This is a genomic window from Mesorhizobium sp. RCAM 05099 (assembly GCF_059683685.1).
On sequence record NZ_CM185035.1, the window covers coordinates 2,673,467 to 2,699,282 of the forward strand.

Annotated in this window: 22 protein-coding genes; 4 read left to right on the top strand and 18 right to left on the bottom strand. The window is 64.9% G+C overall.

All coding sequences use genetic code 11. The features are described from left to right. Nucleotides 1-3: 3 nt before the first annotated feature. Nucleotides 4-753 carry a ribonuclease activity regulator RraA gene (locus AC56QQ_RS13175; protein WP_489862320.1) on the top strand — a complete coding sequence of 250 codons (750 nt, stop codon included), beginning with the start codon at nucleotides 4-6 and terminating at the stop codon, nucleotides 751-753. A gap of 278 nt (nucleotides 754-1,031) precedes the next feature. On the opposite strand, the gene AC56QQ_RS13180 is transcribed toward AC56QQ_RS13175, so the two are convergent. From AC56QQ_RS13180 to AC56QQ_RS13215, 8 genes are all read right to left on the bottom strand, one after another. After that, nucleotides 1,032-2,165 carry a substrate-binding protein gene (locus AC56QQ_RS13180; protein ID WP_497127741.1) on the bottom strand — a complete coding sequence of 378 codons (1,134 nt, stop codon included), beginning with the start codon at nucleotides 2,163-2,165 and terminating at the stop codon, nucleotides 1,032-1,034. Between the two features lie 74 nt (nucleotides 2,166-2,239). Then, the gene (locus AC56QQ_RS13185; RefSeq protein WP_091581466.1) at nucleotides 2,240-2,512 is read right to left on the bottom strand and encodes a hypothetical protein; all 273 of its coding nucleotides are present in this window, start codon (nucleotides 2,510-2,512) and stop codon (nucleotides 2,240-2,242) included. A 90-nt stretch (nucleotides 2,513-2,602) separates the two neighbouring features. Further along, nucleotides 2,603-4,180 carry an HD domain-containing phosphohydrolase gene (locus AC56QQ_RS13190; protein WP_497127743.1) on the bottom strand — a complete coding sequence of 526 codons (1,578 nt, stop codon included), beginning with the start codon at nucleotides 4,178-4,180 and terminating at the stop codon, nucleotides 2,603-2,605. A 237-nt stretch (nucleotides 4,181-4,417) separates the two neighbouring features. Further along, nucleotides 4,418-5,737, bottom strand: a complete 1,320-nt coding sequence (locus AC56QQ_RS13195) for an HlyD family type I secretion periplasmic adaptor subunit (protein ID WP_497127745.1) — start codon at nucleotides 5,735-5,737, stop codon at nucleotides 4,418-4,420. Nucleotides 5,738-5,739: 2 nt separating this feature from the next. Then, entirely contained in the window at nucleotides 5,740-7,524 is a 1,785-nt protein-coding gene (locus AC56QQ_RS13200) for a type I secretion system permease/ATPase (RefSeq protein ID WP_497127747.1), read from the bottom strand. Nucleotides 7,525-7,536: 12 nt separating this feature from the next. Next, complete coding sequence (gene eglC, locus AC56QQ_RS13205) at nucleotides 7,537-8,961, bottom strand: endo-1,3-1,4-beta-glycanase EglC (protein ID WP_497127749.1); 1,425 nt, start codon at nucleotides 8,959-8,961, stop codon at nucleotides 7,537-7,539. A 481-nt stretch (nucleotides 8,962-9,442) separates the two neighbouring features. Next, on the bottom strand, nucleotides 9,443-9,865 hold the full coding sequence (locus tag AC56QQ_RS13210) for a hypothetical protein (protein WP_497127751.1): 423 nt from the start codon (nucleotides 9,863-9,865) through the stop codon (nucleotides 9,443-9,445). Nucleotides 9,866-9,940: 75 nt separating this feature from the next. Then, nucleotides 9,941-10,948: an NADP-dependent oxidoreductase gene (locus AC56QQ_RS13215; protein WP_497128985.1), complete on the bottom strand. Its 1,008-nt coding sequence runs from the start codon at nucleotides 10,946-10,948 to the stop codon at nucleotides 9,941-9,943. Nucleotides 10,949-11,051: 103 nt separating this feature from the next. On the opposite strand from AC56QQ_RS13215, the gene AC56QQ_RS13220 reads away from it, so the two are divergent. Continuing rightward, nucleotides 11,052-11,990 carry a LysR family transcriptional regulator gene (locus AC56QQ_RS13220; protein WP_497127753.1) on the top strand — a complete coding sequence of 313 codons (939 nt, stop codon included), beginning with the start codon at nucleotides 11,052-11,054 and terminating at the stop codon, nucleotides 11,988-11,990. Nucleotides 11,991-12,142: 152 nt separating this feature from the next. On the opposite strand, the gene AC56QQ_RS13225 is transcribed toward AC56QQ_RS13220, so the two are convergent. The 8 genes from AC56QQ_RS13225 to AC56QQ_RS13260 form a co-directional block, all read right to left on the bottom strand. Continuing rightward, nucleotides 12,143-13,129 (bottom strand): ABC transporter permease, encoded by a 987-nt coding sequence (locus tag AC56QQ_RS13225; protein WP_497127755.1) that lies wholly within the window; start codon nucleotides 13,127-13,129, stop codon nucleotides 12,143-12,145. 231 nt (nucleotides 13,130-13,360) lie between these two features. After that, nucleotides 13,361-14,203, bottom strand: coding sequence for an ABC transporter permease (locus tag AC56QQ_RS13230; RefSeq protein ID WP_497127757.1), 843 nt, complete (start codon nucleotides 14,201-14,203; stop codon nucleotides 13,361-13,363). A gap of 127 nt (nucleotides 14,204-14,330) precedes the next feature. After that, nucleotides 14,331-15,899, bottom strand: a complete 1,569-nt coding sequence (locus AC56QQ_RS13235) for a sugar ABC transporter ATP-binding protein (RefSeq protein WP_497127759.1) — start codon at nucleotides 15,897-15,899, stop codon at nucleotides 14,331-14,333. 248 nt (nucleotides 15,900-16,147) lie between these two features. Then, nucleotides 16,148-17,182 (bottom strand): ABC transporter substrate-binding protein, encoded by a 1,035-nt coding sequence (locus tag AC56QQ_RS13240; RefSeq protein ID WP_497127761.1) that lies wholly within the window; start codon nucleotides 17,180-17,182, stop codon nucleotides 16,148-16,150. Between the two features lie 186 nt (nucleotides 17,183-17,368). After that, nucleotides 17,369-18,283: a sugar phosphate isomerase/epimerase family protein gene (locus AC56QQ_RS13245; protein WP_497127764.1), complete on the bottom strand. Its 915-nt coding sequence runs from the start codon at nucleotides 18,281-18,283 to the stop codon at nucleotides 17,369-17,371. After that, entirely contained in the window at nucleotides 18,280-19,863 is a 1,584-nt protein-coding gene (locus AC56QQ_RS13250; RefSeq protein WP_497127766.1) for a mannitol dehydrogenase family protein, read from the bottom strand. Before AC56QQ_RS13250 ends, AC56QQ_RS13245 begins: the two co-directional genes overlap by 4 nt. Then, the gene (locus AC56QQ_RS13255; protein ID WP_497127768.1) at nucleotides 19,860-20,642 is read right to left on the bottom strand and encodes an SDR family oxidoreductase; all 783 of its coding nucleotides are present in this window, start codon (nucleotides 20,640-20,642) and stop codon (nucleotides 19,860-19,862) included. Before AC56QQ_RS13255 ends, AC56QQ_RS13250 begins: the two co-directional genes overlap by 4 nt. Before the next feature lie 78 nt (nucleotides 20,643-20,720). Next, a complete protein-coding gene (locus AC56QQ_RS13260) occupies nucleotides 20,721-21,614 on the bottom strand; it encodes a MurR/RpiR family transcriptional regulator (protein WP_489862305.1) in 894 nt (297 codons plus the stop codon). A gap of 352 nt (nucleotides 21,615-21,966) precedes the next feature. Here AC56QQ_RS13260 and AC56QQ_RS13265 point away from each other — a divergent pair, with 352 nt between their 5' ends. Together AC56QQ_RS13265 and AC56QQ_RS13270 are read left to right on the top strand one after the other, a co-directional pair. After that, nucleotides 21,967-23,154: a Gfo/Idh/MocA family protein gene (locus AC56QQ_RS13265; protein ID WP_497127770.1), complete on the top strand. Its 1,188-nt coding sequence runs from the start codon at nucleotides 21,967-21,969 to the stop codon at nucleotides 23,152-23,154. Between the two features lie 174 nt (nucleotides 23,155-23,328). Next, nucleotides 23,329-23,862: a sterol desaturase family protein gene (locus tag AC56QQ_RS13270; RefSeq protein WP_489862303.1), complete on the top strand. Its 534-nt coding sequence runs from the start codon at nucleotides 23,329-23,331 to the stop codon at nucleotides 23,860-23,862. A gap of 32 nt (nucleotides 23,863-23,894) precedes the next feature. Here the strand turns inward: AC56QQ_RS13270 and rsgA are convergent, their stop codons facing one another. Both rsgA and AC56QQ_RS13280 read right to left on the bottom strand, forming a co-directional pair. Then, complete coding sequence (gene rsgA / locus AC56QQ_RS13275; RefSeq protein WP_497127772.1) at nucleotides 23,895-24,941, bottom strand: ribosome small subunit-dependent GTPase A; 1,047 nt, start codon at nucleotides 24,939-24,941, stop codon at nucleotides 23,895-23,897. Nucleotides 24,942-25,270: 329 nt separating this feature from the next. Then, a complete protein-coding gene (locus AC56QQ_RS13280) occupies nucleotides 25,271-25,792 on the bottom strand; it encodes an SRPBCC family protein (RefSeq protein WP_497127775.1) in 522 nt (173 codons plus the stop codon). Between the last annotated feature and the right edge of the window lie 24 nt (nucleotides 25,793-25,816).

The window sequence follows — 25,816 nt, forward strand, 5'->3', positions numbered from 1 at the left end:
ATAATGACGCATACCCCCGACATCACCCGGCCGCCCAAGGACCTGATCGACGCGCTAAGGGAGATCGGCGCCGCGACGGTTGCCGGCACGCTTGGCCACATGGGATTCCGCAATCCGCACATGGTCGGTCCGGTGGCGCAGAACCACGGCAAGTCGATCGTCGGGCCGGCGCTGACGCTGCAGTTCCTGCCGCAGCGGCCGGACCTCTTTAGCGAGGGAGAATATGCCGATCCGGAGACGCAACTGCACCGGCACGTGCTTTATCACGCGCGGGAGGGCGATGTGGTCGTGGTCGACGCGCGCGGCGACATGAGCTCTGGCGTCTTCGGCGATATGATGTCGACCTATTTCAAGGGCAGGGGCGGCGCGGGCATCGTCATCGATGGGTGCATGCGCGATCGGCCCAATGTCGAAAAGCTCGATCTGCCCCTGTGGCTGCGCGGCTGGACGCCCAACTACCATGTACAAACCAGCATCTATCCGAACGCCGTCAACGTTCCAATTGCCTGCGGCGGCGTCACGGTGATCCCCGGCGACATCATCGTCGCCGACGACGACGGGGTGGTCGTGCTTCCCGTCGCAATGGCCGCCAAGGTGATCGAAGAATCCCAGAAGCATCACGACTGGGAGGAATTCTCGCGAATGAAGCTCATGCAGGGGGCGCCGTTGCAACGCTATTATCCGCTGCATGACGATGCCCGCGGGGAGTACGAGGAGTGGCGCAAAACAAACCGCTTGGACAACGCAAGCTAGCGCATGGGTCACCCGGCCGTCGGGCGTCAGTTTCGATCTCGCGGCCGGGATAGGTGTATTGCCACCCGCGGCTTTTGGGCCGTTTGCGGACTGTCCGTCTTCGGGCATAGCGAGATTGGAAAGCGGACCGACGCGTCCAGCGTATTGCGCACCGCAACGCACCGGCGCCGGAGATAGCGCCCGATAATCTTCAGTTGCTGTGCTATTGCCCGGTTGGGTGGCAGGGCAACTTGCTGGCCGCCCCGCCACCTGGAAGAACAGTCATCGACGGGGCCGTCTCAGCCCGCTTTGCTGAGTTGGAGTTCGTCGGCAAGCACGCGTTCGTTGGGATCGATCGGACCCAGGTTCTTGACGACCCGGAAGCGACCGCCCTGCGCCTGCGCGATGTACATGTTCATGCGAACGTGGTGCTGGCCGGGAACCATTTCGGCGGGGCCACCCGGTCCCTCGCTGATCCGCGCGTGATCGAGCGCCCGGATGACCGTATCGCGCTCGACCGTGCCGGCCTCATTGACAGCCGCTTCCCACATCTTGATCGCCCGGTAGTGGCCGGTGCAGCCGCTGCCCGCTGTCAACATGGCGCTGCCGGGGAATCGGTCCTGGTAGCGACGCAAGAGCGCGCGGCCGAACGGATCCTCGAGTTCCTGATAGTAGTCGAGGCAGCTGTAGAGGCCCTCGATCTGCTCGGACGGCACGAGATTGAAGAAGTTTTCGTCGAAGTAGGTGCAGATGATCTTGCCGCCGCGTTTGCCGAAACCGGCCTTGTGCAGCTCCTCGAGGAACGGCGTCAGGCCCGGCGGGACGAGGGTGTTGAATACCACGTCGGCGCCGCTCGCCATGATCTGCTCGACCGTGCGCCGGAAATCGACTGTATCGAGCGGGAAATACTCCTCACCGACGATCTCGCCGCCGCTTGCGCGCACCACCCGGCTCGCCGCCTTGTTCAGCAGATGGGGCCAGATGTAGTCGGCCGATGGCAAGTAGAACTTCTTCGCTCCGGTGCTCTTCATGAACCATGGGATCAGCGGTTCGACCTGCTGCGCGGGCACCGGACCGGTGCAGAAGATCAGCGGATCGTTTTCCTGTCCCTCATACTGCTCGGTGTAGATGTAGAGCGTCCTGCCGCGCGCGACCGCCTCGCTCTTGATGGCTAGGCGGGTCGAGCTGTAGATGCCGCCGACGACCAGGTCGACCTTGTCGACATCTATCAGTTTCGCGGTCCTTGCCTTGGCGGCGCTGTCGTTGGTCTCGCCATCCTCGATGATGACTTTCACCGGCCGGCCCAGCAGGCCGCCTTTGGCGTTGATGTCGTCGACGAGCATGGTCGTCAGGTTTGCGTTGGCGACGCCCATGAAGGACAACGGGCCGGTGAGTTCGGCGATAAGGCCGATCTTGATGGGTTTCGGATCCATTTGATTTCTCCAAATCTGGGGGTTCGTCGGGGAGGCGCCGCCGCCGGTCGGCAGGCGGCGCGCAGTGCGGGACCTCAAGCCTCGTAGTGGCCGAGCAGCAGTGCCGCCTGTGGCTTGCCGACATGGCCGGCTTCCTGCAGGATCGCGGGCACCTCCGGATCCGACACGAAATTCTTCCAGCCCTCGGCGTCCCAGTCGAAGATCGCCCAGACGCGGTCGGGCTCGCTGGGGTCGCGGAAGACGGTTGCGCCGTTCGAGCCGTGCAGCCGGCGCTTGTCGGCGCCCTTGGTCGAAAAGATACGGATGAAGCGGTCGACGTCCGCCACCTTGGTTGTTGCGAGAAGCATCTGATTTCCTCCTGTCGGTCGCGGCCACCATCGGTCCGTCGACAGGATCACGATGCGCGCCCCGGAGCGGGCGCACATGGGGTGTATTCCCTATGCCTGCGTCTCGCCCGGCCGGACAAGGCCGTGCTCGACCGCGTAGAGTGCCGCGGCGGCGCGGGTGGTCACGCCGATCTTGGCATAGACGCTCTGGATATGGTGGTCCGCGGTCTTGGGCGAGATATCCAGCTTGCGCGCCGCTTCCTTCGCCGTGAGTCCAGCGGCGATCAGGCGCAGCACCTCGATCTCACGCGGCGTCATTCCGGCCAGCGGCCGGGGCGGCGCCCGGCGCGACGGCTGTCCGGCGAAGGACAGCACGGCCTCGGCGGCATCGGGGCAGATACAGCCCTCGCGAACGGCAGCGCGCAGCTGCGTTGCCGCCGCCCCGCTGGACAGCGCCTTGCGGTGCGGACGTTCCTCTCGCCACGTCTGGAAGGCTTCGGCAGCGGCCAGGATCCTTGCCGCCGGCGACAGGTCGGAGCCGTGAACCTTGCGGTGATAGCCCGAGCCATCCAGGCGTTCGTGATGGCGAAGGACGAGGGCGGCCATCGCATCGCCCTCGCGGCCGAACGAGGCCAGCGCCCGCTCGCCATAATAGGCGTGCAACTGCGCCGCGTCGCGCTCGCGGACCGACAGCGGACCGTTGCGCATCCAGGTCGCCACCGGCACCACGAGCTCGCCGATGTCATGGATGCAGCCCGACCAGCGCAGCGCGCGGACGTCAGGGTCGGGCAGCCCGATCCGCTTGCCCGCGCCCGTGGCCAGTTCCGACACCATCCTCGAATGGCCCTGCGTAAACGGCATGCGCATGTCGATCATGTCGGCGATGGCGAGGAACGCCTCGTCGCAAGCCTCCTCGTCCAGCGTCACCGGAGGATCGGGCTCGAGCGCCAGGATCGTCTCGCGGTCGACCGTCGCGCCGATGCCATCCATCAGCGCCGGCGCGTTGGCCGAGACGAGCCGGGCCAGTTCCGCTTCATATGGGCCGTCAGCACGGCTGGCGATGGTTTCGGCCATCCCTTCGATGCCGACGGCATCGCAGAGCGCAATGGCGTCCTGCGCCAATGTGATCAGGCGCACGGCTGGCAGGACATGCTCGCCGCTCAGCCCATGCGGCAGGCCCTTGCCGTCCCAGCGCTCGTAGATCTGTCCAAGATTGCGTCGTATCTCCTCCGACAGGCCCAACCGCTCGCCGATCCGCTGCGCGACCTCGCAATGCGCGGTCAGGACCGGGCGAGCCACGGCGATCGCCTGCGATAGCCCAGCCTCGATCGCCTTGGCCTGCACGTCGGGCTCAAGATCGTAGTAGAGCCGCTTGAAAGCCTGGACGAAAACCCTGCCCAGTTCCGCCCGGTTGCCCATATCGAGACCGACAAGATCCTGGCGGAGCGCAATTTCGTCGCCGAAGGTGGCCGACAGCAGGTCCGTGTCGGCATTGCAACCGACATAGCGGAGCATGGACTGGTGGTAGGCGTTGCGCCGAACCTCATCGGAAACGCCAGCAAGATCGGCGATCCGCATCGCAAGCACGCAGGATTTCAGTGCGAAGTCGCGAGAATGGCCGGTGGCAAGGTCCGAAGCATAGGCGAGGACCATCATGAAATCCGCCCGGCGGATCGAGACGTCTGTCATCGCCCACCTCCCAGTGGCTCTACGCTAGCCCCGCCTGCCGTTAATGCCTAGGGAAAAATCCCACCCTGGTTGTGCTACCCGACGAGAAACAGAACGTTCCGTGTTTGGGCCGATTGCAGACCGTCAGCTCTGGGCCGCGGATCTTCAGGAGCGGATATTCAAGTTGGGGTGGGCATCGTGCGGCCTGGCCCTTGGCAATATTGACGGCGTGCCGACGGACTGCGCGGTCCGCGAGATCTACCGCTCCGTGAAAGCGCGAGCGAAGGAATCGAGCATCGGCCGTGCGAGATACTCGAAGAAGGTCCGGTCGTCGGTGCTGATGAACGCCTCGACCGGCATTCCAGGGTAAAGCTGCTCCGCTTTCACGCCGGGCGGCAGGTCGGGGGCAATCTTCAGCCTGGCACGGAAATAGGGTTCATGCGTGGCCTCGTCGATAAGCCGGTCCGCGGAAACCTGTGTCACCTCGGCTGAAATCTCAGGCGTGAGCCGCATGTTCAACGCGGACAATCGCAGTTTTGCCGGCTGGCCGACACGAACCTGATCGATATCCTTCGTCCGCAGCCGTGCATCGACGATCAGGCCCGATGCCGTGGGCAGGATCTCCATGATCTTCTGTCCGGGGGCAATCACGCTTCCCTTGGAATTGTAGGTCGACGAAACCACGATGCCCGCGGCCGGCGCCTTGATCGTTGTCCGCCTCAGCACCGCCTCGGCTGCCCGGATCTGTTCCTCTATGTCGGCCAGGTTGGTACGGACGTCGTCCAGCTTGGTCAGCGCTTCCTCCACGCGTTGCGTGGTCGCACGCTCGATCTGCGCCTGCGCTTCGACGATCTGCGTGGCGGTCGCCGCAACATCCGCCTCCAGCGCCCCTGCCTGCCCGACCAGATCGGCCTCGCTGCGCAAAAGCTGCGAATATTCGCTGCGATTGGTGAGGCCCTTGTCCAACAGGCTGGTCTTGATGCCGAGCTCTTTCTTCACGATTTCGGCCTGTTGCTGGATGGCGAGTTTCTGGGCCTGCAATCCCACGACCGACTGGCGATGCATGGCAACCCGTTGCGTGAGGATCGATTGTTCCGATCGAAAGCGGGCGAGCCTGGCGTCGAATTCCTTCTGCTGTTCTCGAACCAGAGTCTCGAAATCGTGCTGGAACGGTGCCGGCGCGGTCCCTGTGACTGGCGCAAGCCGGTCCAATCCGTCGCGTTCCGCCTCGAGCCGCGAGGCGCTCGCCTTGAGCGCGATCGACTGTCTCGTCAGCCGGTTGAACTCGGCCTGCGCGGCTGTTCGATCGAGCAGGATCAGATCCTGGGCCTGTTGCACGCGATCACCTTCATGGACCAGCAACTCCTGGATGATGCCGCCTTCGGGGTGCTGGATGAGAATGTTTCCGCCCGTCGCCGAGATCGTGCCTTGCGTGATCACCGCTCCGGCCAGGGGCGCGCTGACGGCCCAATAGCCGAAGCACCCCGCCAACATTGCCGTTGCGGCGTAGCCAGTGAGGGCCACCCGTCGGATGTCGGTGCGTGGTCGGCCTTCCCAGGCCAGGCTCTGCGCCGCCATTCTCACGATCCAAAGCGGACGTTGTGCGAGGTGCCGCGGATCGTCGTGGCGAACGACCCTGTCACCACCGTGTTGCGCTGCGGGGGAAGGCCCTTGCCGGCGGTCGACTGCCGCAACACGTCGCCGCCTGGGCCGAAGGCTTCGACCACTCCACCGCGCAGAAGCATCACGCGGTCGCAGGCCGCGGCGATCGCAGGGCGGTGCGTTATCACGATTGTCGTGACGCCCGCCGCCTTGGCGGCGGAAAGCACCGCTTCGAGCGCCACTTCGCCGCTGCCGTCGAGATGGGTACTGGGCTCGTCCAGAACGAGAATGCGCGGATTGCCGTAGAAGGCGCGCGCCAGCCCGATCCGCTGGCGCTCGCCACCCGACAGCGTCGTGCCGGATGGACCGATGGTGGCCTGGTAGCCGTCGCGCAGCGCCAGGATCAACTCGTGCGCCTGGGCGCGCCTGGCGGCCTCGACGATCGCGGGGTCATCGGCATCGGGGTCGAAGCGGGCGACATTCTGCGCGATCGATCCGGGAAAAAGCTCCACTTCCTGCGCGAGGTAGCCGATGTGCTTTCCGAGCTGGTTTTCGTCCCAGGTCCTGAGGTCGGCGCCGTCGATCCTGACCGAGCCGCCGGTCGGCTGGAGCGCGCCGACAAGCAATTTCGCCAGCGTCGATTTGCCGGCGCCGCTCGGGCCGATGATTGCTACCGCCTCGCCGGCGCCGATCACAAAATTCAGCCGCTTGAGGATGGGTTCCGTGCCGAAGGAGGCATTCGGCGCGATGAAGAAGAGGTCCTGCGCGGTGATCGCGCCGGAGGGGTCCGGCAATGTCAGCTTCCGCGCTTCCGCCGGACGGGTCGCAAGCGCGGTCTCCAGCCGCTTCCACGAACGCCTGGCGTCGACGATCTGCCGCCAGGATCCGATCAACTGGTCGAGTGGCTGCAGCGCGCGCGACGACACCAGCGAGGACGCGAAGATCATGCCGGCTGTCATCTGCCCCTGCAGCACCAGCCATGCGCCGGCGCCCAGTATTGCCAGCTGCAGCATCATGCGCAGCGCCCGCGACGCCGCGCTGAAGATGGCGTTGGCGCCCGATGAACGGTCATGCAGGGCGAGCGCTTCCGCGACGTGCCTGCCCCATACCTCGGAGGCGTCTCGCACCATGCCCATGGCGCGCAGCGTTTCGGCATTGCGGGCAAAGGCCTGCTCCGCCTGGCTCGCGGCGGCCGAGCGTTCCGCCGACAGGGCATCGTTCCTGCCAATGGCAAGCTGATTGGCCACGACCAGAAGAAACAAAAGCACCGCGCCGGCGAGCGTCAGCCAGAACAGCACCGGATGGATGAGATAGAGCAGGGCGAGAAAGACAGGAGCAAAGGGCAGGTCGAACAGCACCGCCACGCCGCGCGACCTGATGAAGGCGCAGACCGAGGCAAGGTCGCGCAGCGGCGACAGGCCGCCGCCGGCATATTTGGCGCCAAGCGAGGCGGCGAATGTCGTCGCCCCCAGCTTCTGATCGACCGCAGCGGCGACGCGCTGCGTGTAAAAGGCGCGCACCGCGTCCAGCAAGCCGAGGAAGGCAAGCGCGACAACCGCCATGGCCGACAAATAAAGCAGCGTCTCGACGCTGGAGGATGGCAGCACGCGATCATAGACCTGCAGCAGATAGAGCGGGATCACCAACAGCAGGATGTTGATCAGCAGCGAGAAGACGCCGATATCGGCAATGGCGCGCATGAACACCGGCCGCAGGCCCTGCTGCCTCGTCGCATCCCTCAATGGCGCATGATCCCGCAACATCGCACTGGTCGCCTAGACCGTGTGCTCGCCTGTTATGCTCAGATGGTTCTGCTGCACATCGTCCAGCGTGTAGGCGCGGATATAGTCGATCTTCATTTGTGCCGGCGTTGCCAGATGGTCGGGAGGCACGCCGGCGAAACCGCCGACCGCGAGATCGACCAGCATATACATGGGGCTATGCATGTCCGACGGCGTCGCGGCTTCGGCGACCTTGACGCCATCGTAGGTCCAGATCAGCTGGTCCGGCGTCCACAGCAGGCCGTAGGTGTGGAAGCCGTCGGTGCTCGAAACATTCACCGAGGACGAAATCTTGGTGTGCTGTCCCGTCTCGTTGGTGTGCGCCGTCATCTGCAGCGTGTTCGGTTCCTGGCCGCGCATTTCGAGCACGTCCAGCTCCGGCGGCCACGAGCCGTCTTCCGGCAGCAGCCAGAAGGCCGGCCATGCTCCGGCGGTTTCGGGCAGGTCGGCGCGCATTTCGAAATAGCCATAGGTCTGCGAGAAGGTGTCGTGCGTCGTCAGGATTCCGGACGTGTATTCGTAGTTGTTGATGAGCGGCTTGATGTCGTCCGGGGCCTGCGCCGCGGTGATGGTGAGAACGCCGTTCGCCACGCTGAACGGGTGGACAGAGCTCGTCGGGCCGTAATTGGCGTCGATGTACCATTGCAGCTCGCCGTTCTGGGTCAGCGTGCTGCCGTTCGGAGCGCCCCACCAGAAGTTGGAATCCCAGGTGCCGCTGTGGCCGTTCCAGAGGCTCAGCGTGTTGAAGTAGTCGACGAAGGACACCGTCATGCCTGTTTTGTCGATCGGCAGTTCGAATTGGGCGGGCTGAAACTTGTCGATCGTGGTGTTGTTGAACACCAGAACCTCGCTGGAGCCGAGGTTGAGCTGCACATTCGCTCCCGCCTGGACCATGGCGACCTGCACGGCCTCGAACGAGGTGAGGGCGTAGCCATTGAGACGCACGGTGTCTGTCGCGCCGAAATCGAAGATCAGGTCGCTTCCATTGCCCTTCGAGACGATGAAGACATCGGCGCCGTCGCCGCCGATGAGGACATCATTGCCCTTGCCGCCATCCAGCGTCTGGCTGCCGGCGCCGCCCGTGATGATGTTGTTCAGCGTATTGCCGAACGCGTAGCGGCCATCGCCGGTGACGACGAGGTTTTCGAAATTGGCGGGCAGCTTGTAGCTCATCCAGGTGTCGATCGTGTCGACACCTGCCCCAGGATTTTCGACCGCCTTGTTGATCGTGGAATAGAGATGGTAGTAGTCGTCGCCCGCGCCACCATACATCGTGACATTGACACTGCTGTCTCCCCAGAAGGAGTCGTTGCCGGGAGTGCCGTACAGTTCCGGTCCGGACCCTGTCGCCGAGTACCAATGGGTGGAAGCACCGGTGTAGGGAAGAGGGATGCCTTTGGCGTTCGTGACGGTGCTCATCAGAAATCCTTCCTCGTGGTGCCTGGCCTGCTCAAATCATTCGATAAGAGTCCCGGCGACCGCTTCCCGAGCAACGTTGCAACGAACAATATCGTTCCAGGGAATCGTCACTCGATTCACCATAGCATTGGCTCTTCGGAAGACATACCCTGAATAAGTAGCAAAGAGTCAGCCCTGTTGCCGACAGCAAGACATAATGACCAGAAAGATATTTATTAAAATTTTGCATATCATGCCAAAATTATAGGCAGATTTGCTTGAACGAGGCCAATTAATATTAGTCTATGCTAACACTTTGAGGCGCACGTATCTGCGGTGGAGCAGGGGAGTTTGGCGGTGTGAGGCGAGGGTGCATTGGAAAACCACGCCTCATCAAAGGGAGTACTCCGCAACGTTGCCCTCCTCTGGTTCTCCAATCTTCCTGGCGAGGGATCGCCCGCGATCAGCAGTCCAGGCAGAAGTCCCGTCCCCATCTCGCGGGCTAAATTGTACGGCTCACGATAGGATCGTGCACCGCGTTCAGCCAGCCGCCCATCCGCGAAGGGTCGCCCTCCACCCGCATCTCCCCCGTGCTCAAAAAGCCCTGGAGCGCGGCGGTATAGTTCGGATCGGCACTACGCAATGTGTTCAGCTCGCGCGCCGCTGCGGCCGTTATCTCGATCATCACGTCCGCCCGCTCGTCCCGCCGCGCCCCGACCCTGAACGACGGCTTGCCACCGAGGATGTCGAAGCGAAGGCCTTGAACAAGGCCTTCGGACAATTCGACGCCGTCAGTGTAGCGCTCAACCAGCGACAGACTGAGTTCTGGCGAAAGTCCGGACTGCGAAGCCGCCTCGCTCATCAACGTTCCCACCATCTCGAACCAAGCCGTCGTTCCCTGGCAAACCTTCGCGTCCATGGTCATCAAACCGCTTCTTTCATCAGGTGTCACTTTCGCGACGAGGCGTCAGTCAAAGGACGATCCTTCAAGCTTCGGCCTTCAATCCACGTTGAGCACGATCTTGCCTTGAATGTGCCCTTGGGCCGCCCGCTCGTGCGCCTTGCGAGCGTCGGCGAGCGGATAGATGCTGTCCAGGACGACGCGAATTGTCCCGTCATCGAGCAAATGGGCGACTTCCCTCAACTGAGCCTCGCTCGAACGGACCTGGGTAGCCGAAACCGTGACGCCCAGCCTCTCGGCCTCCTCGGCACCGGAGAAGCCCAGGGGAAACACTGGGAACAATGCGCCGCCGCGCTTCAGCGTGCGCAGGAAACGACCGGTGCTCGGTCCGCCGAGGGCGTCGATGACAAGATCAATGTCATGCGCCAGGTTCTCGGGAGGCGTTTTTGTGTAGTCAATGAACTCGCCAGCACCGAGATCGCGCAGAAGTGACTCATGTTTAGCCGATGCCACGGCGATGACGTGCGCACCTTTCAGCTTCGCTATCTGCACCGCGAAGTGCCCCACACCGCCTGCGGCGCCGTTTACGAGGACGGTCTTCCCCTCGAGCGGCACCGGCTCATGCTGGTTCGGCTGAAGCGGGTTCGGCTCATTGTGCCCCAACTCCACCAGGAACTGCCACGCGGTGAGCAGCGACATCGGTGCTCCAGCGGCATGCACATGATCGATGCCGGTCGGTTTGAGCGCGACATCCGACGCTGGCGCGCTGACGTACTCGGCATAAGCCTTGCTGTCCCCCGCAAGGCCCACGGGGAAGCGAACCATTGAATACACTTCGTCTCCGACGGAGAAATTCTCAACATCGTCAGCGATCGCCTCGACAACGCCCGATATGTCTGTTCCCAGAATGACGGGGAACGACACCTGCGGTTGCCACTCGGGAGGGAGCATCTTGTACCCGTCGCGCAGATACCAGTCGGGGGGATTGATACCGATCGCGTGAACGCGGACGAGCACCTCGCCCGCCTTCAGCTCAGGTTTCGGCGCATCCTCGTAGCGCAGCACCTCGGGACCGCCGAATGCATGTAATCGGATCGCCTTCATCATATCGCTCACTAGAATCTCCGCGAGAACGCATCATTGCTCCAGCGGTCATATATGCCGTCACTATGGGGTTGATAATTGCAGCCAATTTCGTTTCAATAATGCCATGAAGGAACAAATGGCTTTCGAACGATTGACCGGCTTGATCGCTTTCGCGCGCGCTGGGTCGATGGGAAGCTACACCGCCGCCGCCCGGTCCCTGTCGATCTCGCCCTCGGCCGTCAGCAAGAGCGTGCAGCGGCTCGAGCAGCATCTGGGCATTTCGCTCTTCACCCGCACGACCCGCTCGCTGACGCTCACGCCAGAGGGCCGCGAGCTGCATGAGCGCGCGCTCAGACTGCTGCGCGACGCGGAAGAGATCGAGCAGGCGGCGATGACGGCGCGCTCAGAGCCGTCGGGTACCTTGCGGATAGCAGCGCCGTTGCCGATCGGCGTCCATGTGATAGCGCCCGCGCTGCCGTCGTTCCGCAAGCTCTACCCCAAGGTGATGGTCGATCTGCGGCTGAACGACCAGATCGTAGATATCATCGAGCAGGGGATCGACATCGCGGTACGCATTGGCGACCTCGCGGACTCGCGGTTGTTGTCGTGCCGGCTCGCACCGCATCGGCTCTGCGCCTTCGCTTCGCCAGCCTATCTGGCAGCGCGTGGCACCCCGATGCACCCGGACGAGTTGGAGGGGCACGACACCGTCAACCTTCGCTACCAGAGCACGGGCCAAGCCTTGCGCTGGCCTTTTCGGATCGGCGACCGGGTGATCGAGATCGTGCCGCGGTCCGGCCTCGTCGTCGACGTGAGCGATGCGCTGGTCGCGACACTCGTGGCCGGCGGTGGGATCGGCATCAGCGCGACCTTTATCGCGGCGCCCTATGTGGCGCGTGGCGAACTGGTCCCGGTGCTGTCCGAATTCGCCGTCGAGCGGCACAATATCACCGCGCTCTGGCCGGAAAGCCGCCGCACCAACCCCGCCGTGCGGGCCTTCCTGACCCGGTTGCAAGAGGTCTTTCAAGAGCGGATGAAGGCCGCGGCCAGAGTGTCGGTCTGACCGCGGCCTTGTCAGAGAGCGGGCAGTCCAACACTCGTTGCTGCTCAGTTGGCGCTGCCTGAACGGAAGGCAGCTATCAGGGTCTCGCGCGCCGAGCGACGGAGATGCCGTTCGCGGCGGCCTGGCTCAAAACCAGCCCTTCATTCGGCCCCCTACCGCTCCTCCACAATCCGCAAATACGCCGCCGTGACGAACAGCACGATCAGCCCGAACAGGATCCGCCTTGCCCCTTCGGGCATTTGCAGGATGGTCAGCAGGGTCGTCAGCACGGTGAGGATGAGGGCGCCGATGATGGTGCCGGTGTAGCCGCCGCGGCCGCCGAAGATCGAGGTGCCGCCGATCACGGCGGCGGCCACCGAGGGCAGTACCAGCGGTTCGGCGAGCGACAGAGAGGGGGCCTTGATCAGGCCGATATAGAGCAGGCCGGTGATGCCGGCGAGCAGGCTGGAGATGATGTAGAGCGCCGATATCACCTGCCAGTAGCGCACGCCGGACAGGCGCGTGGCATGCTCATTGTCGCCGACGGCGTAGAGCAGGCGGCCGAAGCCGGTGCGGCTGAGCGTGAAGACGATGAGGGCGGCCAGCGGCACGAACAGCAGCAGGGCGTTGGGGATGCCCCAGCTCAGCCCGGTGCCGAGCCAGGCGAGGAAGTCGGGGATCTTGGCGCCCGAGGCAATTACCGTGCGCTGGTAGACCTGCAGGCAGCCGGTGCCGATCAGGCTGGTACCCAGCGTCATGATCAGCGGGTGGACGCGGAAGACGCCGACGCCGATGCCGTTGACGAGGCCGATCAGCACCGCCGGCATCATCGCCAGCAGGAAGGCCACCGCCGGGTCCTGGTTGACCACTTGCGTGGCCATGATGAACGCGCTCATCGTCGCCACCGTGCCGACCGACAGGTCGATGCCGCCGGTCAGCATGGTCATGGTCTGGCAGCCGGCGAGGATCGCCAAGGGAATGGCGAACTTGATGGTGTTGGCGATCCAGCGCTCGTTGACGATGCCGGGGCGCAGGATCTGCAGGATCACCACCAGGATGACGAGCAGGATGATCAGCGGGATCAGCGGCCGGTCGGCCATGAAGCGTTTTACGCGGCGGCCGAGGGGGACGGGCGATGGCGTGATCGCGGTGGTGCTCATGGGGTTTGCTCGATGTGCTGGGAGGATTGTGCTCCACGGCGCCCCTCTCTGGCCTGCCGGCCATCTCCCCCACGGGTGGGGAGATTGGCAGCTTTGGCGCCGGCGCCCTTCTTGCGCCTTTGCAGATTGGCAAAAGCCGTGATGACATCCGATCTCCCCCTTGTGGGGGAGATGTCCGGCAGGACAAAGGGGGGCGCCGTAGAACGCCAACTTCATGCTGCTTTGCCACCCTCATTGTTGCCGCCCCCTCATGGTGATGAAGGCGCCGAACATCACCACGGCGACCATGATGGCGCCTTCGATGATGGCGGTGACGTTGGGGTCGATAGCGAGCAGCGTCAGGTCGGTGCGCACCAGGCGCAGCACGAAGACGGCGACGATGGGGCCGAGCAGGCCGCCCTTGCCGCCGCCGAGCGCCACGCCGCCCAGCACCACCGCCGCGACGCTGGCGAGCAGATAGGGGCCGGGGATGGGGGCGCCGATGCCGGTGCTCATGGTCAGCGCCAGCCCGCCAAAAGCGGCGAACAGGCCAGACAGCGCATAGGCGATGATGCGGGTGCGGGCGACTGGCACGCCGCTGCGGAACGCCGCCAGCTCGCTCGAGCCGATGGCGTAGATGGAGAGGCCGAGCTTTGAGCGCCGGAGCGGGATCCAGATGATGCAGATGCAGATGATGAGCAGCAGCAGCGCCTTCGGGATCCAGGCGTCGATGCCGTCGGGCAGGCCCGGTATCGGCACGGTGCCCGAGATCAGCGCCTTCAGCCATTCGGCGGCCGCACCGCCCGGCGCGTCGAGCACCAGCAGGGCAGCGCCCTGCAGCACGAACAAAGTGGCGAGCGTGACGACGATGTCGGGCACGCGGGTGACGACGATCAGCAGGCCGTTGACGGCGCCGATCACCAAACCCATGGCCAGCACGAAGGGCACCACGAACAGCGCGTATTCCTCCGAGGCACCATTCATCATCGAGGCGGCGGTGACGCTGGTCAGCGCCATCATGGCGGCGACCGACAGGTCGATGCCGCCGGCGATGACGACGACGGTCTGGGCGGCCACCGCGAAAGCGTAGGGCAAGACGGCGCGCACCAGCGAGCCGAAATCGCCACTGCCATAGGCCGGCTGGATCAGCCTGGTGATGACGAACAGGACGACGAAGAGGGCGAACAGGCCGGCGACCCAGCCCGGCGGCGCAGGAAGTGGCTCATGGAGTAGCCCCCGGCGCGGTCGAAGCGTTCGAGGTTTCCGGGGAAGAAGAGTGGGGATCGGCCAGAATGCCGATATCCGCCTTGGCGCCGCGCGGCAGGCCGTAGGCGGCGCGCATCAGCGCCGGTTCATCGGCCTCCTCGACCGGAAAGATATCGACGACGCGGCCGCCGAAGATGACGATGACGCGGTCGCAGACACGCTGCACCTCTTCGAGTTCGGAGGTGTAGAACAGCACCGACTTGCCGTTGCCGGCGAGCTCGCGCAGCAGCTTGTAGATTTCCTGCTTGGTGCCGACATCGATGCCGCGCGTCGGGTCGAAGCACAGGATGGTGCGCGCGTCGGCCGCGATCCAGCGGGCGATGGTCACCTTCTGCTGGTTGCCGCCGGACAGGCGCTGCACTTCCCCTTGCGCGCGGGTGTCGATCCGCAGCCGCTCGATGGCGCTGACCACTTTGGCGCGCTCCTGGCGCATGTTGATCGGGCCCCAGTTGCGGAGCGCGGCGCTGAAGGGCAGGGCGATGTTCTCGCGCACCGAGCGCTGCATGGCGAGCGCCTCGGCGCGGTCGCCCGGCACATAGGCGAGGCCGGCGCGGATGGCGTCGATCGGATGCGTGAATTTCACCGGCTGGCTGTCGACCTCTATTGTGCCGCCGGATGGTCGGATCGAGCCGGCAAGGGCGGCGAACAATTCGTCCTGGCCCTGGCCTTCGAGCGCGACGACGCCGGCGACTTCACCGTCAGCCAGATCGAAGGAGACGTCGTTGAGCTTGGTGCCGACGCGCAGATTGCGAACGCCGAGGCGCGGGCGGCTGGCGGCGGTCGCTGCGGCCTGACTGGTGCTGCGCGCCGCGACATGGGTCTTGACGATGCGGGCGCCGAGCATCAGCTCGACGATCTTTTCCTCCACGCCGGGCACGATGTCGACGACGCCGACGGTCTCGCCGTCGCGCAGCACGGTGGCGCGGTCGCACAGCGCCGAGATCTCGACGAAGCGGTGCGAGATGAAGATCACGGCGCGGCCGCTGTCGCCCTGGCGGCGCACGACTTCCAGCACCTTTTCGGCAAGATTGGCGGGCAGGGCCGCGGTCATCTCGTCAAGCAGCAGCACGTCGGGCTCGACGGCCAGCGCGCGGGCGAGATCGAGCACGCGCAGCACGGCCAGCGGAATGTCGCGCGCGGTGTCGCGGATGTCGAGGTCGGGAATGCCGAGTTCACGCACCCAGGCGCGGAACGGCTCGACCGGCGTGCCGGTGAGGCGCAGGTTGGAGAGCACGTCGAGATCGGGAATCAGCGACGGCTCCTGGTAGACGGGCAGCAGCCCGGCGCGGCGCGCGGCGGCGGGCGAGCGCACGTCGCGCGCCTCGCCACGGATCAGGATGCGCCCGGCGGAGGCAGGAACCGCGCCGGTCAGGATCTTCACCAGCGTCGACTTGCCGGCGCCATTGGCGCCCATCAGCGCATGAACTTCGCCCGGCAGCACCGACAGCGACGCGTTGCGCAGCGCTGCCACCGCGCCGTAATTCTTGGCGACGCCTGACGCGTCGAGGAGGGGGGTGCTGGTCAAATCGGGTTGTTCTCGATTCATGAGGCAGGGTTATCGCGTGTGGAGAGGCCCCCTCATCCGGCCGCTTCGCGTCCACCTTCTCCCCGTGGGGGAGAAGAGGTTGGCGCTTGTGCCGGCTCCCTCCTCTCCCCTCGGGGAGAGGTCGGATTGCCCCGAATTGCCCTTTGCAATTCGGTTGGCAATCCGGGTGAGGGGGCCTTTGCCATATGTGATATCCCCAACCCTTCTAAGGCAGGGGATATCGAGACTTACTCGCCCGGGCCCTTGCACGCCACGATCTGGTCCTTGGTGTAGGTGGTCCAGTCCGGGATCGAGATCGACACTGGCCATTCGGGGCTCAGCGACGGGTCGGCCGCCGCCTTCAGCTTGGCCTTGCCTTCCTCGGTGGCGTTCTCCCACAGCTGCGGCTCGACCAGCACGGTCTGCTGTGCCGGCTTCTTGCCGTCGAGGATCTGCAGCGCGAGCGTCACGCCGGCACCGCCGATCGAGCCGGGATTGGTCACCGCCGCGCCGACGAGGCCCTTGACCGAGCTGAGCTGGCCGACGAAGCCGGCATTGTCGGCGCCGACGATCGGCACCAGCGGCGCCTGCGATTCCACCAGCGCGTCGACGATGACGTTGTCGATGCCGGAGGTCCAGATGCCGTTGATCGGCGTTCCCGTCGACAGGAAGGAGAGGATCTGCTGCTTGGCCTGGTCCTGCTGCCAGCCGGTGAACACCTCCTGCGCCACCTTCACATCGGGGAATTCGGCCAGCGCCTTCTTGAAGCCCTTGTCGCGGTCGCTGTCGGCGGACGCGCCGGCGGCACCACGCATGTAGAACACCTCGCCCTTGCCGCCCATCTGCTGGAACAGCCACTTGGCGCCGAGATAGGCGTATTGCTCCTGGTTGTTGGAGATGATGTAGGCCGACGGTTCGGTGACCGCCTGGTCGACGGCGACGACGACGATGCCGGCCTTGGTGGCTTCCTCGAGGCCAGCCTTGATGCCGGCCGGATCGGCCGGGTTGACGACGATGGCGTCTACCTTGGCGCTGATCAGGTTGCGGATGTCTTCCAGCTGGCCGGCCGCGTCGGTGTTGCGGTGGGCGATGTTGAGCTTGGCGACTTCGCCGGAGGCCAGCGCCTGCGCCTTCATGGCGCAGACCATCTCCTCGCGCCAGCCATTGCCCTGCACGGTATTGGAGATGCCAATCGTGTATTTGCCCGCGGCGGACGAGGCGCCCACCGAAGCCATAAAGGCCGCGCCGGCAAGCAGCGGGACCATGGTCAGGTATTTCTTCATTTCAGACTTCCTCCACATTGATTTTCAGTTTCAATTCCAAGTCGTTGAAGCGCGTCGCTTAGAAAGAGAGTCAGGCGCCGTATTCAAGTCGTTGTCCTCCCCATGTCGTCGCCGACATGCGTTTTCCTCACCCATGTCGTTGTCCCAAAACCGCAATGCACTTTTGGGCGACATGCATATCCGCCGTCACTTGACGAAGGGACGCAACACATCGCGGGCGAGCAGGAATCCCCGCTTCACCTGATCGTCGCTGCCTTCGAACCGCCGGTCCTCGTGCTCGATGATGATGGGGCCGTCATAGCCGGCCCGGTAGAGGCCGGAGAAGAAGCCATTCCAGTCGACATCGCCGAGCCCCGGCATTCGCGGCACCTGCCAGCCTATGCCAGCCGAAAGGATTCCGCGCTCATAGAGTCCATCATGATCAATCATCAGGTCCTTGGCGTGGGCATGCAGCATGTAGGGGCCGAATTCCCGGATGAAGCGGGCCTGGTCGATCATCTGCCAGACCAGATGCGAGGGGTCGAAATTCATGCCGACTTCGCCGCCCCAGGCTTCGAGGATGCGGCGCCAGACCTGCGGCGAATAGGCGATGTTGTGGCCGCCCGGCCACTCGTCCTGGCTGAAGATCATCGGGCAGTTCTCGAAGGCGAGCTTGACGCCATGGTCGCGCGCATGGGCGACAATTTCGGGCCAGACCTTGAGCGCCTCCTGCCAGTTGACGTCGACGGTTTTCGAGGCGTCGCCGCCGCAGAAGGTGTTGACGACAGGCACGCCCATAGTGGCGGCCAGCACGATCACCTTCTTCAAATGGCCGATCACCGCCTCGCGGTGGGCGGCGTCCGGGTGAAGCGGATTGGGATAGTAGCCGAGGCCCGAGACTGACAGGTTCTTCGCCGCCAGCGAGGCGACGATCTCCTTCGCCTGCGTGGCGGAAGTCGAGGCGGCGTCGATATGGCTGGTGCCGGCATAGCGGCGGCTGGCGCCCGATGATTTCGGCCAGCAGGCGATTTCCAGCGCCTCGAAGCCGGCACCACTTGCCCAGCTGGCGACCTCGCCAAGCGGCGTCTGCGCGAATGGCGCGGTGAGCACTCCAAGTTTCATCGTGCCTCCCCTTGTCGTGAATTCACGGCCGATACCGATAATGCCGATTGTGAGGGCGGCTTCAACCGTGCGGCCTCGCCCTGTTTCAGACTATGCCTGACGGCTGCCATCGGATCGTTCGAAAGCAGCCCGTCGAGCGCTGAGGTGACGGCCCCGCGGAACGTCTCGTTCGCGGCGAGGCCGGGGTCGAAAATGGTGTCGATGGCAAGGATGCCGGCGGCCAGTGCCTTCGCGTCGTGGCCGGTCGCGTCGGCGATATCAGCGACCTTGCCGGCATAGGGGTCCGAAACCGGCCAGCGTGTGCCGAACCGTGCCGAAGCCTGGATCAGATAGGCCATCCAGCCGGCGACCGGCACCGACAGCAGCGCGATGCTTTCGCCCTGGCGCAGCCGGTCGCGGATCGGGTTGAGCAGGCGCTGCACGATCTTCTGCGAACCGTCGGTGGCGATCTGGTGGTTGCGGTGGCGGATCGCGGTGTTGCGCAACCGGCCGAGGCTCTGCTCGACATAGGCCAGCGGTGAAACGCCGGGCACCGGCGTCAGCGTCGGCAGCGTCTCTTCGACAAGCATGCGGCGGACGAAATCCGCCAGCAGCGGATCGGCGATGGCATCGAATGTGTGTTCGAGCCCGGCCAGCACGCCGAGCGTGGCGAGCGTCGTCTGGGCGCCATTGAGCACCCGCATCTTGAGATGCTCGTACGGCGTGACATCATCCACGAAACTGGCGCCGACCAGGTCCCAGCGCGGCGTGCGGCCGGCGAATTTCTGCTCGATGACCCACTGCCGGAACGGCTCGCCGACGACGACGGCTGCATCGCGGTAGCCGAAACGCTGCTCGACGCTGTCGAGGTCGGCCTGCGTGACCGCCGGCGCGATGCGGTCGACCATGGCCGAAGGGAAGGCGGCGTTGGCCGATATCCAGTCGGCAAGGCCATTGCCGCGCCGCTTGGCAAAGGCCTGCACGACATTGGCCAGGATGACGCCGTTGGTCGGGATGTTGTCGCAGGACAGCAGCGTCAGCGGCTGGCCGTGCGTGGCCCGGCGCAGTTCCAGCGCCCTCGCGAGGATGCCGGGCACGCTGCGCGGTGTCTCGGGGCTGGCGAGATCATGAACGATGTCGGGATGGTCGAGATCGAGTTCGCCGCTCGACGGGATGTGGCAATAGCCCTTCTCGGTCACCGTCATCGTCACCAGTTCGATGTCGGGTGAGGAGAGCACGTCGAGCGCGGGGACGGCACTGGACTGGCTGTCGACCACCTTGACGATGCTGCCGATGACGCGTGCCTCCATGCGTTGGTCTTCGCGGATCAGCCTTGTGTAGAGCCCGCCTTGCCGGCCAAGCGTGTCGGCGAGGCTGGGTGGCCGGATGTTGATGCCGACCACGCCCCAGCGGTCGAACCGGAGCGAGAGCAGATCGTCGGTGTATTCGGCCTGGTGGCAGCGGTGGAAGGCGCCGACGCCGAGATGCGCCATGCCGGGCGCCAGCGCCGCGCGGTCATAGGATGGCTTCTGGACAGCGGCAGGCAACCGGTCGAGCAATGCCGGCCCGAGGGTTTCCAGCGATGCGGAAGCACCGATCACCGGTTCGCCCCGATCACCGACTGCTCCTGGTCGATCACGGCGCCGGTCATCGGGCCGGCCGCGTCGGACAGCAGGAAGACGGCAAGGTTGGCGACGTCGCTTGGCGTCAGCAGCCGGCCGAAAGGCTGCGCGGCGTTTGCCGCATCGAGCCAGCCGGGACCATTGCCCAGCTTCTCGGCCTGCATGATGCGTTCAGCCGGTGTGTCGGTCCAGCCGACATTGATGCCGTTGACGCGGATGCGGTCGAAGCGGTGGGCGTTGGCGGCATTCTTGGTCAGCGTGGCGAGCGCGCCCTTGGTGGCGGAATAGACGGCAAGCTCGGGCGAGCCGCAATGGGCGTTGATCGACAGGATGTTGACGATGGCGCCGGGCTCCCCACGCTTCCTCATGTCGGCGATGGCAGCCTGCATCAGGAAGAACGGCGCGCGCGCGTTGACGGCGAACAGCGACGCCCAGTCGTCGAGGCTGGCATCGAGGAAGGAGGCGCGGTCGGTCAGTCCGGCGGCGTTGACGAGACCGTCGATGCGGCCGAAGCGCTCGATGCAGGCTTGTGCCAGCAGGGCGGGCGCTGTGGGGTCCCCCAGATCGGCGGCGACGAAGAGTGTCGGCGTACCGAGCCGCGAAAGCTCCGCCGCCACCGCGTCGCCGCGCGCCTTCTCGCGGCCGGTGACCAGAAGGCCAGCGGCACCGGAGCGCGCCAGCGTCTCGGCGATCGCGCGGCCGATGCCTTGTGTCGCGCCGGTGACCAGCACGACCTTGCCTTGAAGATGAAGCTCCATTCCTCCTCCCGGAACAAAGTTTCTATTTTTCCAAATATGGAACGGTAATTCCCGATAGTCAATTGTGCCAGCAGCGCCTCATGTGCCGCGGCGCGCGACGACGCCATGGACCAGTGCCATGCCGACGGCCAGCGACGCGGCCAGCGAACGGAAGCCGGCAAAGTCGGACTCCACCACCTCCAGCCAGCTGTCCGACAGCTTGATCAGCGGGCTGAAGGTGCTGTCGGTGATGGTGACGATGCGGGCATTGCGTTCATGTGCCACCGCGACGAGGTCGGGCGTGATCGAATTGTAGGGGCTGAAGGAGACCGCCAGCACGGCATCCTGCCTGCCGATGCAGCCGACCTGGTCGAGCGCGGTGGAGCCGACATTGTCGACCAGCACATTGCGCACGCCTTGCTGCGAGAGCGTCAGCGACAGATAGGTGGTGACCGGAAAGGCGCGCTTGGAGCCGATGACATAGATCAGGTCGGCGCCCGCCAGCAGCGCCACCATCTTCTCGAAGCTCTCGACGTCGAAGCCGCTCTCGATACGGCCAAGCGAGGCCTGCGAGGCGCCGACCATGCCGTGCAGGAAATGCAGGTCGGCATTGGGCTCGGCCGCCGTCCGTTCCTGGCCGCGTCCTTCCGGCCAGGACCCCTTGACGTGGTCCTTGAACAGGCCCTGGAAATCGGAAAAGCCGGAATAACCGAAGATCTGGGCAAAGCGCACCAGCGTCGACGGCTGCACGCCGGCCTGTTCGGCCACCTGGGCGATGGTGCCGAGCGCGACGTCGCTTGGATGCTGCCACAGGAAGATCGCGACCTGGCGCAGCCGCTTGGGGAAATGCACGGTGCCGGACGACAGCACCGCGCGCAGTTCCTCATAGGTTTGCGGCTTGATGTAGCCGAGGGCGGCAAGCGAGCGTCCGCGTTTGCGGGTCGCCGCCTCGTCGGCAGCCGATCGTCCCGATGATTTGCGCGCCCCACTCATGATTTCAGGCTAGCGCGATACGATCGTTTTACAATATGGAAATTGGAAATCCTGTTCGAAAGTGGTAGGGGGCTTGGTAGCGCGGAAGGTGGATTGGAGAATACTGTTGTCGCCGTACGCAGGGTTGGCGAAAGCCCTTCTGACGTCGTCATCCTAGGGCGAAGCAGGAGCGTAGCTCCGTCGCGGAGACCCTAGGATCCATGCCGCGACGGCTGTCGAGGAATGCGGCGGAAGAGAAGATTCTGCACGGCCACAACGCCTTGAAGCCACGGCATGGATCCTGGGGTCTCCGCGTCGCTGCGCTCCTTGCTCCGCCCCAGGATGACGAAGCGATAGGTGGAGGAGTTTGAAAATGGTCTATGCAACATCGGACGGATCGGCGCGCAAGCGCCTGAGGGTCGGCATGGTCGGCGGCGGGCGCAACGCCTTCATAGGCGCCGTGCACCGGTTGGCCATGCGCCTTGACGACCAGATCGCGCTGGTGGCCGGCGCGCTGTCCTCGGATCCCGACAACGCCGCCGCCTCGGCCGCCGAGATCGGCATCGCGCCGGAGCGCAGCTATGCCGACTATCGCGTGATGGCACGGGCGGAAGCGGCGCGGCCGGACGGCATCGAAGCCGTCGTCATCGTCACGCCCAACCATCTGCACGCGCCGATCGCCACCGCCTTCCTCGAGGCCGGCATCGACGTGATCTGCGACAAGCCGCTGTCGACGACACTGGCCGACGCGGAGGCACTGGTGGCGCTGGCGCGGGCGAGAAAGCGCCGCTTCGTCGTCACCCTCAACAACACCGGCTACGCCATGGTGCGGCAGGCGCGCGAGATGGTGGAGGCGGGCGAGCTTGGACGGATCGTGTCCGTGCACGGCGCCTACATCCAGGACTGGCTGACTAGGCCGATCGACGCCGAGGGCCAGAAGCAGGCGGAATGGCGCACGGATCCGGCACGCGCTGGGCAGTCGGCGGTGCTGGCCGATATCGGCGTGCATGCCTTCAACCTGGCGAGCTTCATCTCGGGCTGCGAGGCCGAGGCGGTGTCGGCCGACCTGTTTACCGCCGTGCCGGGGCGCCGGCTCGACGATAACGCGCATGTGATGATGCGCTGGACGGGCGGCGCACGCGGCACGATCCTGGCCAGCCAGACATCGCCCGGCCACTACAACGATCTCTCGGTGCGCATCTATGGCGACAAGGCGGGGCTCGAATGGTCGGGCGCGCGGCCGGAGGAACTGCGCTTCTCCCGCTATGGCGAGGAAACCCGCACGCTGGTGCGCGGCGGCCATGGCTCGACTGAGGAAAGCCGGCGCGTGTCGCGCATGCCGGCGGCGCATCCCGAGGGCTATATCGAGGCCTTCGCCAATTTCTATCGCGACGCCGCCGACATCATCCGCGCCCATCGCTCGGGCGGCGTGGTCGATCCGGTCCGCGCGGCGCAGGTGCCCGATGTCGTCGACGGCGCGCGCGGCGTGAAGTTCGTCGCGGCGGCTGTGGATTCGAGCGCGGCGGGCGGGGCGTGGACGCCGGCGCGGTTTGCCGGATAACAATACGATCCGGCCCTCACAGCGCCGACTGTCCCCGCAAATCCTTTGGCGTGGGCTTGCGCCGGGTGACTGCGATGCTATGTCAGGTGCACCTGCATTGCTCCTCAGCCGCCGGGCTGGCAATCTGATGCCATCTTCTGTTGGCGGCACCGAAAGCTAGGTGAGGCGTCTCGGATGCAACTCGGTCTTATTGGCTACTACAGCGACTTCGTGGTCTATCCGCTGGTGATCGCCGTGCTGGCGGTGGCCGGCCTGATCGAGGCCGGCGAAGAGAGTGCGCCAGGCTGGATGGGCACGGTTCTCGCCTGTCTTGGCCTGTGGACGTTGATCGAATACGTCCTGCACAGGTTCGTCCTTCATCACATCCCCTACATCAGGGACTTGCATGACCGCCACCATGTCGAGGAGCGCAGTTCGGTGGGGACGCCGACCTGGCTCAGCCTCGGGGTGCATGCGCTGGTGGCGTTTTTGCCGGTATGGATGGTGTCGGATTTCGCTACCGCGAGCGCGGCCAGTTGCGGGCTGATGCTGGGCTACCTCTGGTACATCAGCATCCACCACATGATCCATCACTGGCATCCCACCCATCCGAGCTATCTCTACACGCTCAAGCGCCGCCACGCCGTGCACCACCATGTCGACGAAACGGCCAATTTCGGCGTGACGTCAGCCTTGTGGGATCGGGTTTTCGGCACGGCGCGGCTCTAAGGGCAGTAGGCAGTAGGCAGTAGGACGGTCGTTCAGCGCCGCTTGCCGCGCACGGCGGGAGACTTGCCGCCGCGGGGCCCGCTCTGAACCGGCGTGTTGTGCTGGTTTTCGTCGGACAGTTTTCGCCAGCGGGCGAGGCGCTCGGGATCGAGCGTACCAGCCTTCAGGGCAGCCTGCACTGCGCAGCCCGGTTCGTGGACATGGGTGCAGTCGCGGAACTTGCACAGCGGGGCAAGCTCGGTGATTTCGGCGAACAGCGTGTCGATGCCGGAGGCTACGTCGCTGACATGCAGCGTGCGCATTCCCGGCGTGTCGATCACCCAGCCGCCACCGGCAATGGCGTGCAGCGATCGTGCGGTGGTGGTGTGGCGTCCCTTGGCATCGTGCTCGCGGATGCCAGCGGTCTGTTGCGGCAGTCGCTGCGCCGCGCCGGCCAGCGTGTTCACCAGCGTCGATTTGCCGACGCCGGAGGAACCGACCAGCGCGACCGTCTGTCCCGGGCCGCACCAGGCGGCCAGCGCAGCCGCGGCATCCGATGTGCGCGGGTTCAGCGTCACGACAGGCAATCCGCGCTGCAGCGCGCTCGCCTGCCTTTGGTATGCCTCGGCGTCTTCAGCGGTATCGGCCTTGGTCAGCAGGATCACCGGGGTCGTTCCAGCCTCGTTGGCCAGCGCCAGGTAGCGTTCGAGCCGGGCGATGTTGAAATCGGCATTGCAGGAGGTGACGATGAACAGCGTGTCGACATTGGCCGCGGCAAGCTGCGGCACCCTGCCGCCCTGGGTGCGGCGCTCCAGCACCGTCTTGCGGGTCAGGCGGCGCCGCAGCAGGTGGCTATGCGGCTCGACCAGCACCCAGTCGCCGACGGCATAGTCGCCGGTGTTGGCTTGCGGCGGCAGTGTCAGGTCCGTTTGCCCGGTCTGAGACAGGCCGCTCAGGCGGTCACGATGCACCATGGCAATGCGTGTCGGGACGAGGGTCGCCTCATCCGGATCGAGCTGATCGCCGAAAAAATCCGACCATCCGAGGCTTGCAAGCGACAGTGACGGGGTGTCGGGAGAGGGCTTCACGGCTTTGACCAAGGGTAGGGCGTCGCAGACATCGGACAGTATCCCCGGCGAAATGAGAGAGGGCGCGGACCTCTCGGGATAGGCGATCCACCCGAGAGGCTGTATGGGCGGCATGACGGGATTTGGCAAGCATTGCTGGCGAGAAGGGGCGGCTGGGATGGTTGGGTGAGGGGCGGGGCGAGACGTGGATCCGCCTCCCATGCAGACCTAACCGCTTCAATTCGGGCCAGAAAGACCAGGGACTAACGGCCGATGCCGGCTAGGGACCAGAATCCATTCCATCCCGATGGAATCGGGATGGGTTCTATCAAGGATCGCAGCCGTGCCGACCCTCGCCTCGCTCAGCCTGTCGAAGGGGCTGGCTGCGCCCCCGCCGTCTTGAAATAACGGGCTGCGTCATTCGCCATCCGGCCAGTGCACCAGCGTGCGTATGCATTCGCAAAGATCAGGCCAAGCCAACGGGCCGGCGCCGCTTCCGGCAGGTCGTATTCGATGAAGACCCGAAGCCGGGACCATTTCGCCTCGGGTACTATTTCAAAGCCCATCCGATAGCGGCCGACTACCCAGAGATTTGGTGTTCCGATGATCTCCCAGACCTTCAGTCTGGGAGGCATCCGGACTGTGACCACCTGTTCCGCAGACAGTGCAATTCCAAGTATTTTTCCATGGAAACCGAACTTGGAGCCGACCAAACGAGCTTTCCCTGCGTCGAACTCGTAGTCCATTTTCGAACCGAGCATCATCCAGGACGAGGCGCTCATGTGAGCCCCGAGGTGCCTGTGGTCGTCGAGATAGGCGAACACGGTCTCAGCCGTGGAGTCTATTGTGGCAGTAGCCTCGGTGGAACGCGAGAATGCCGGCATAATCTCACCTCCGGTTCATCCCCA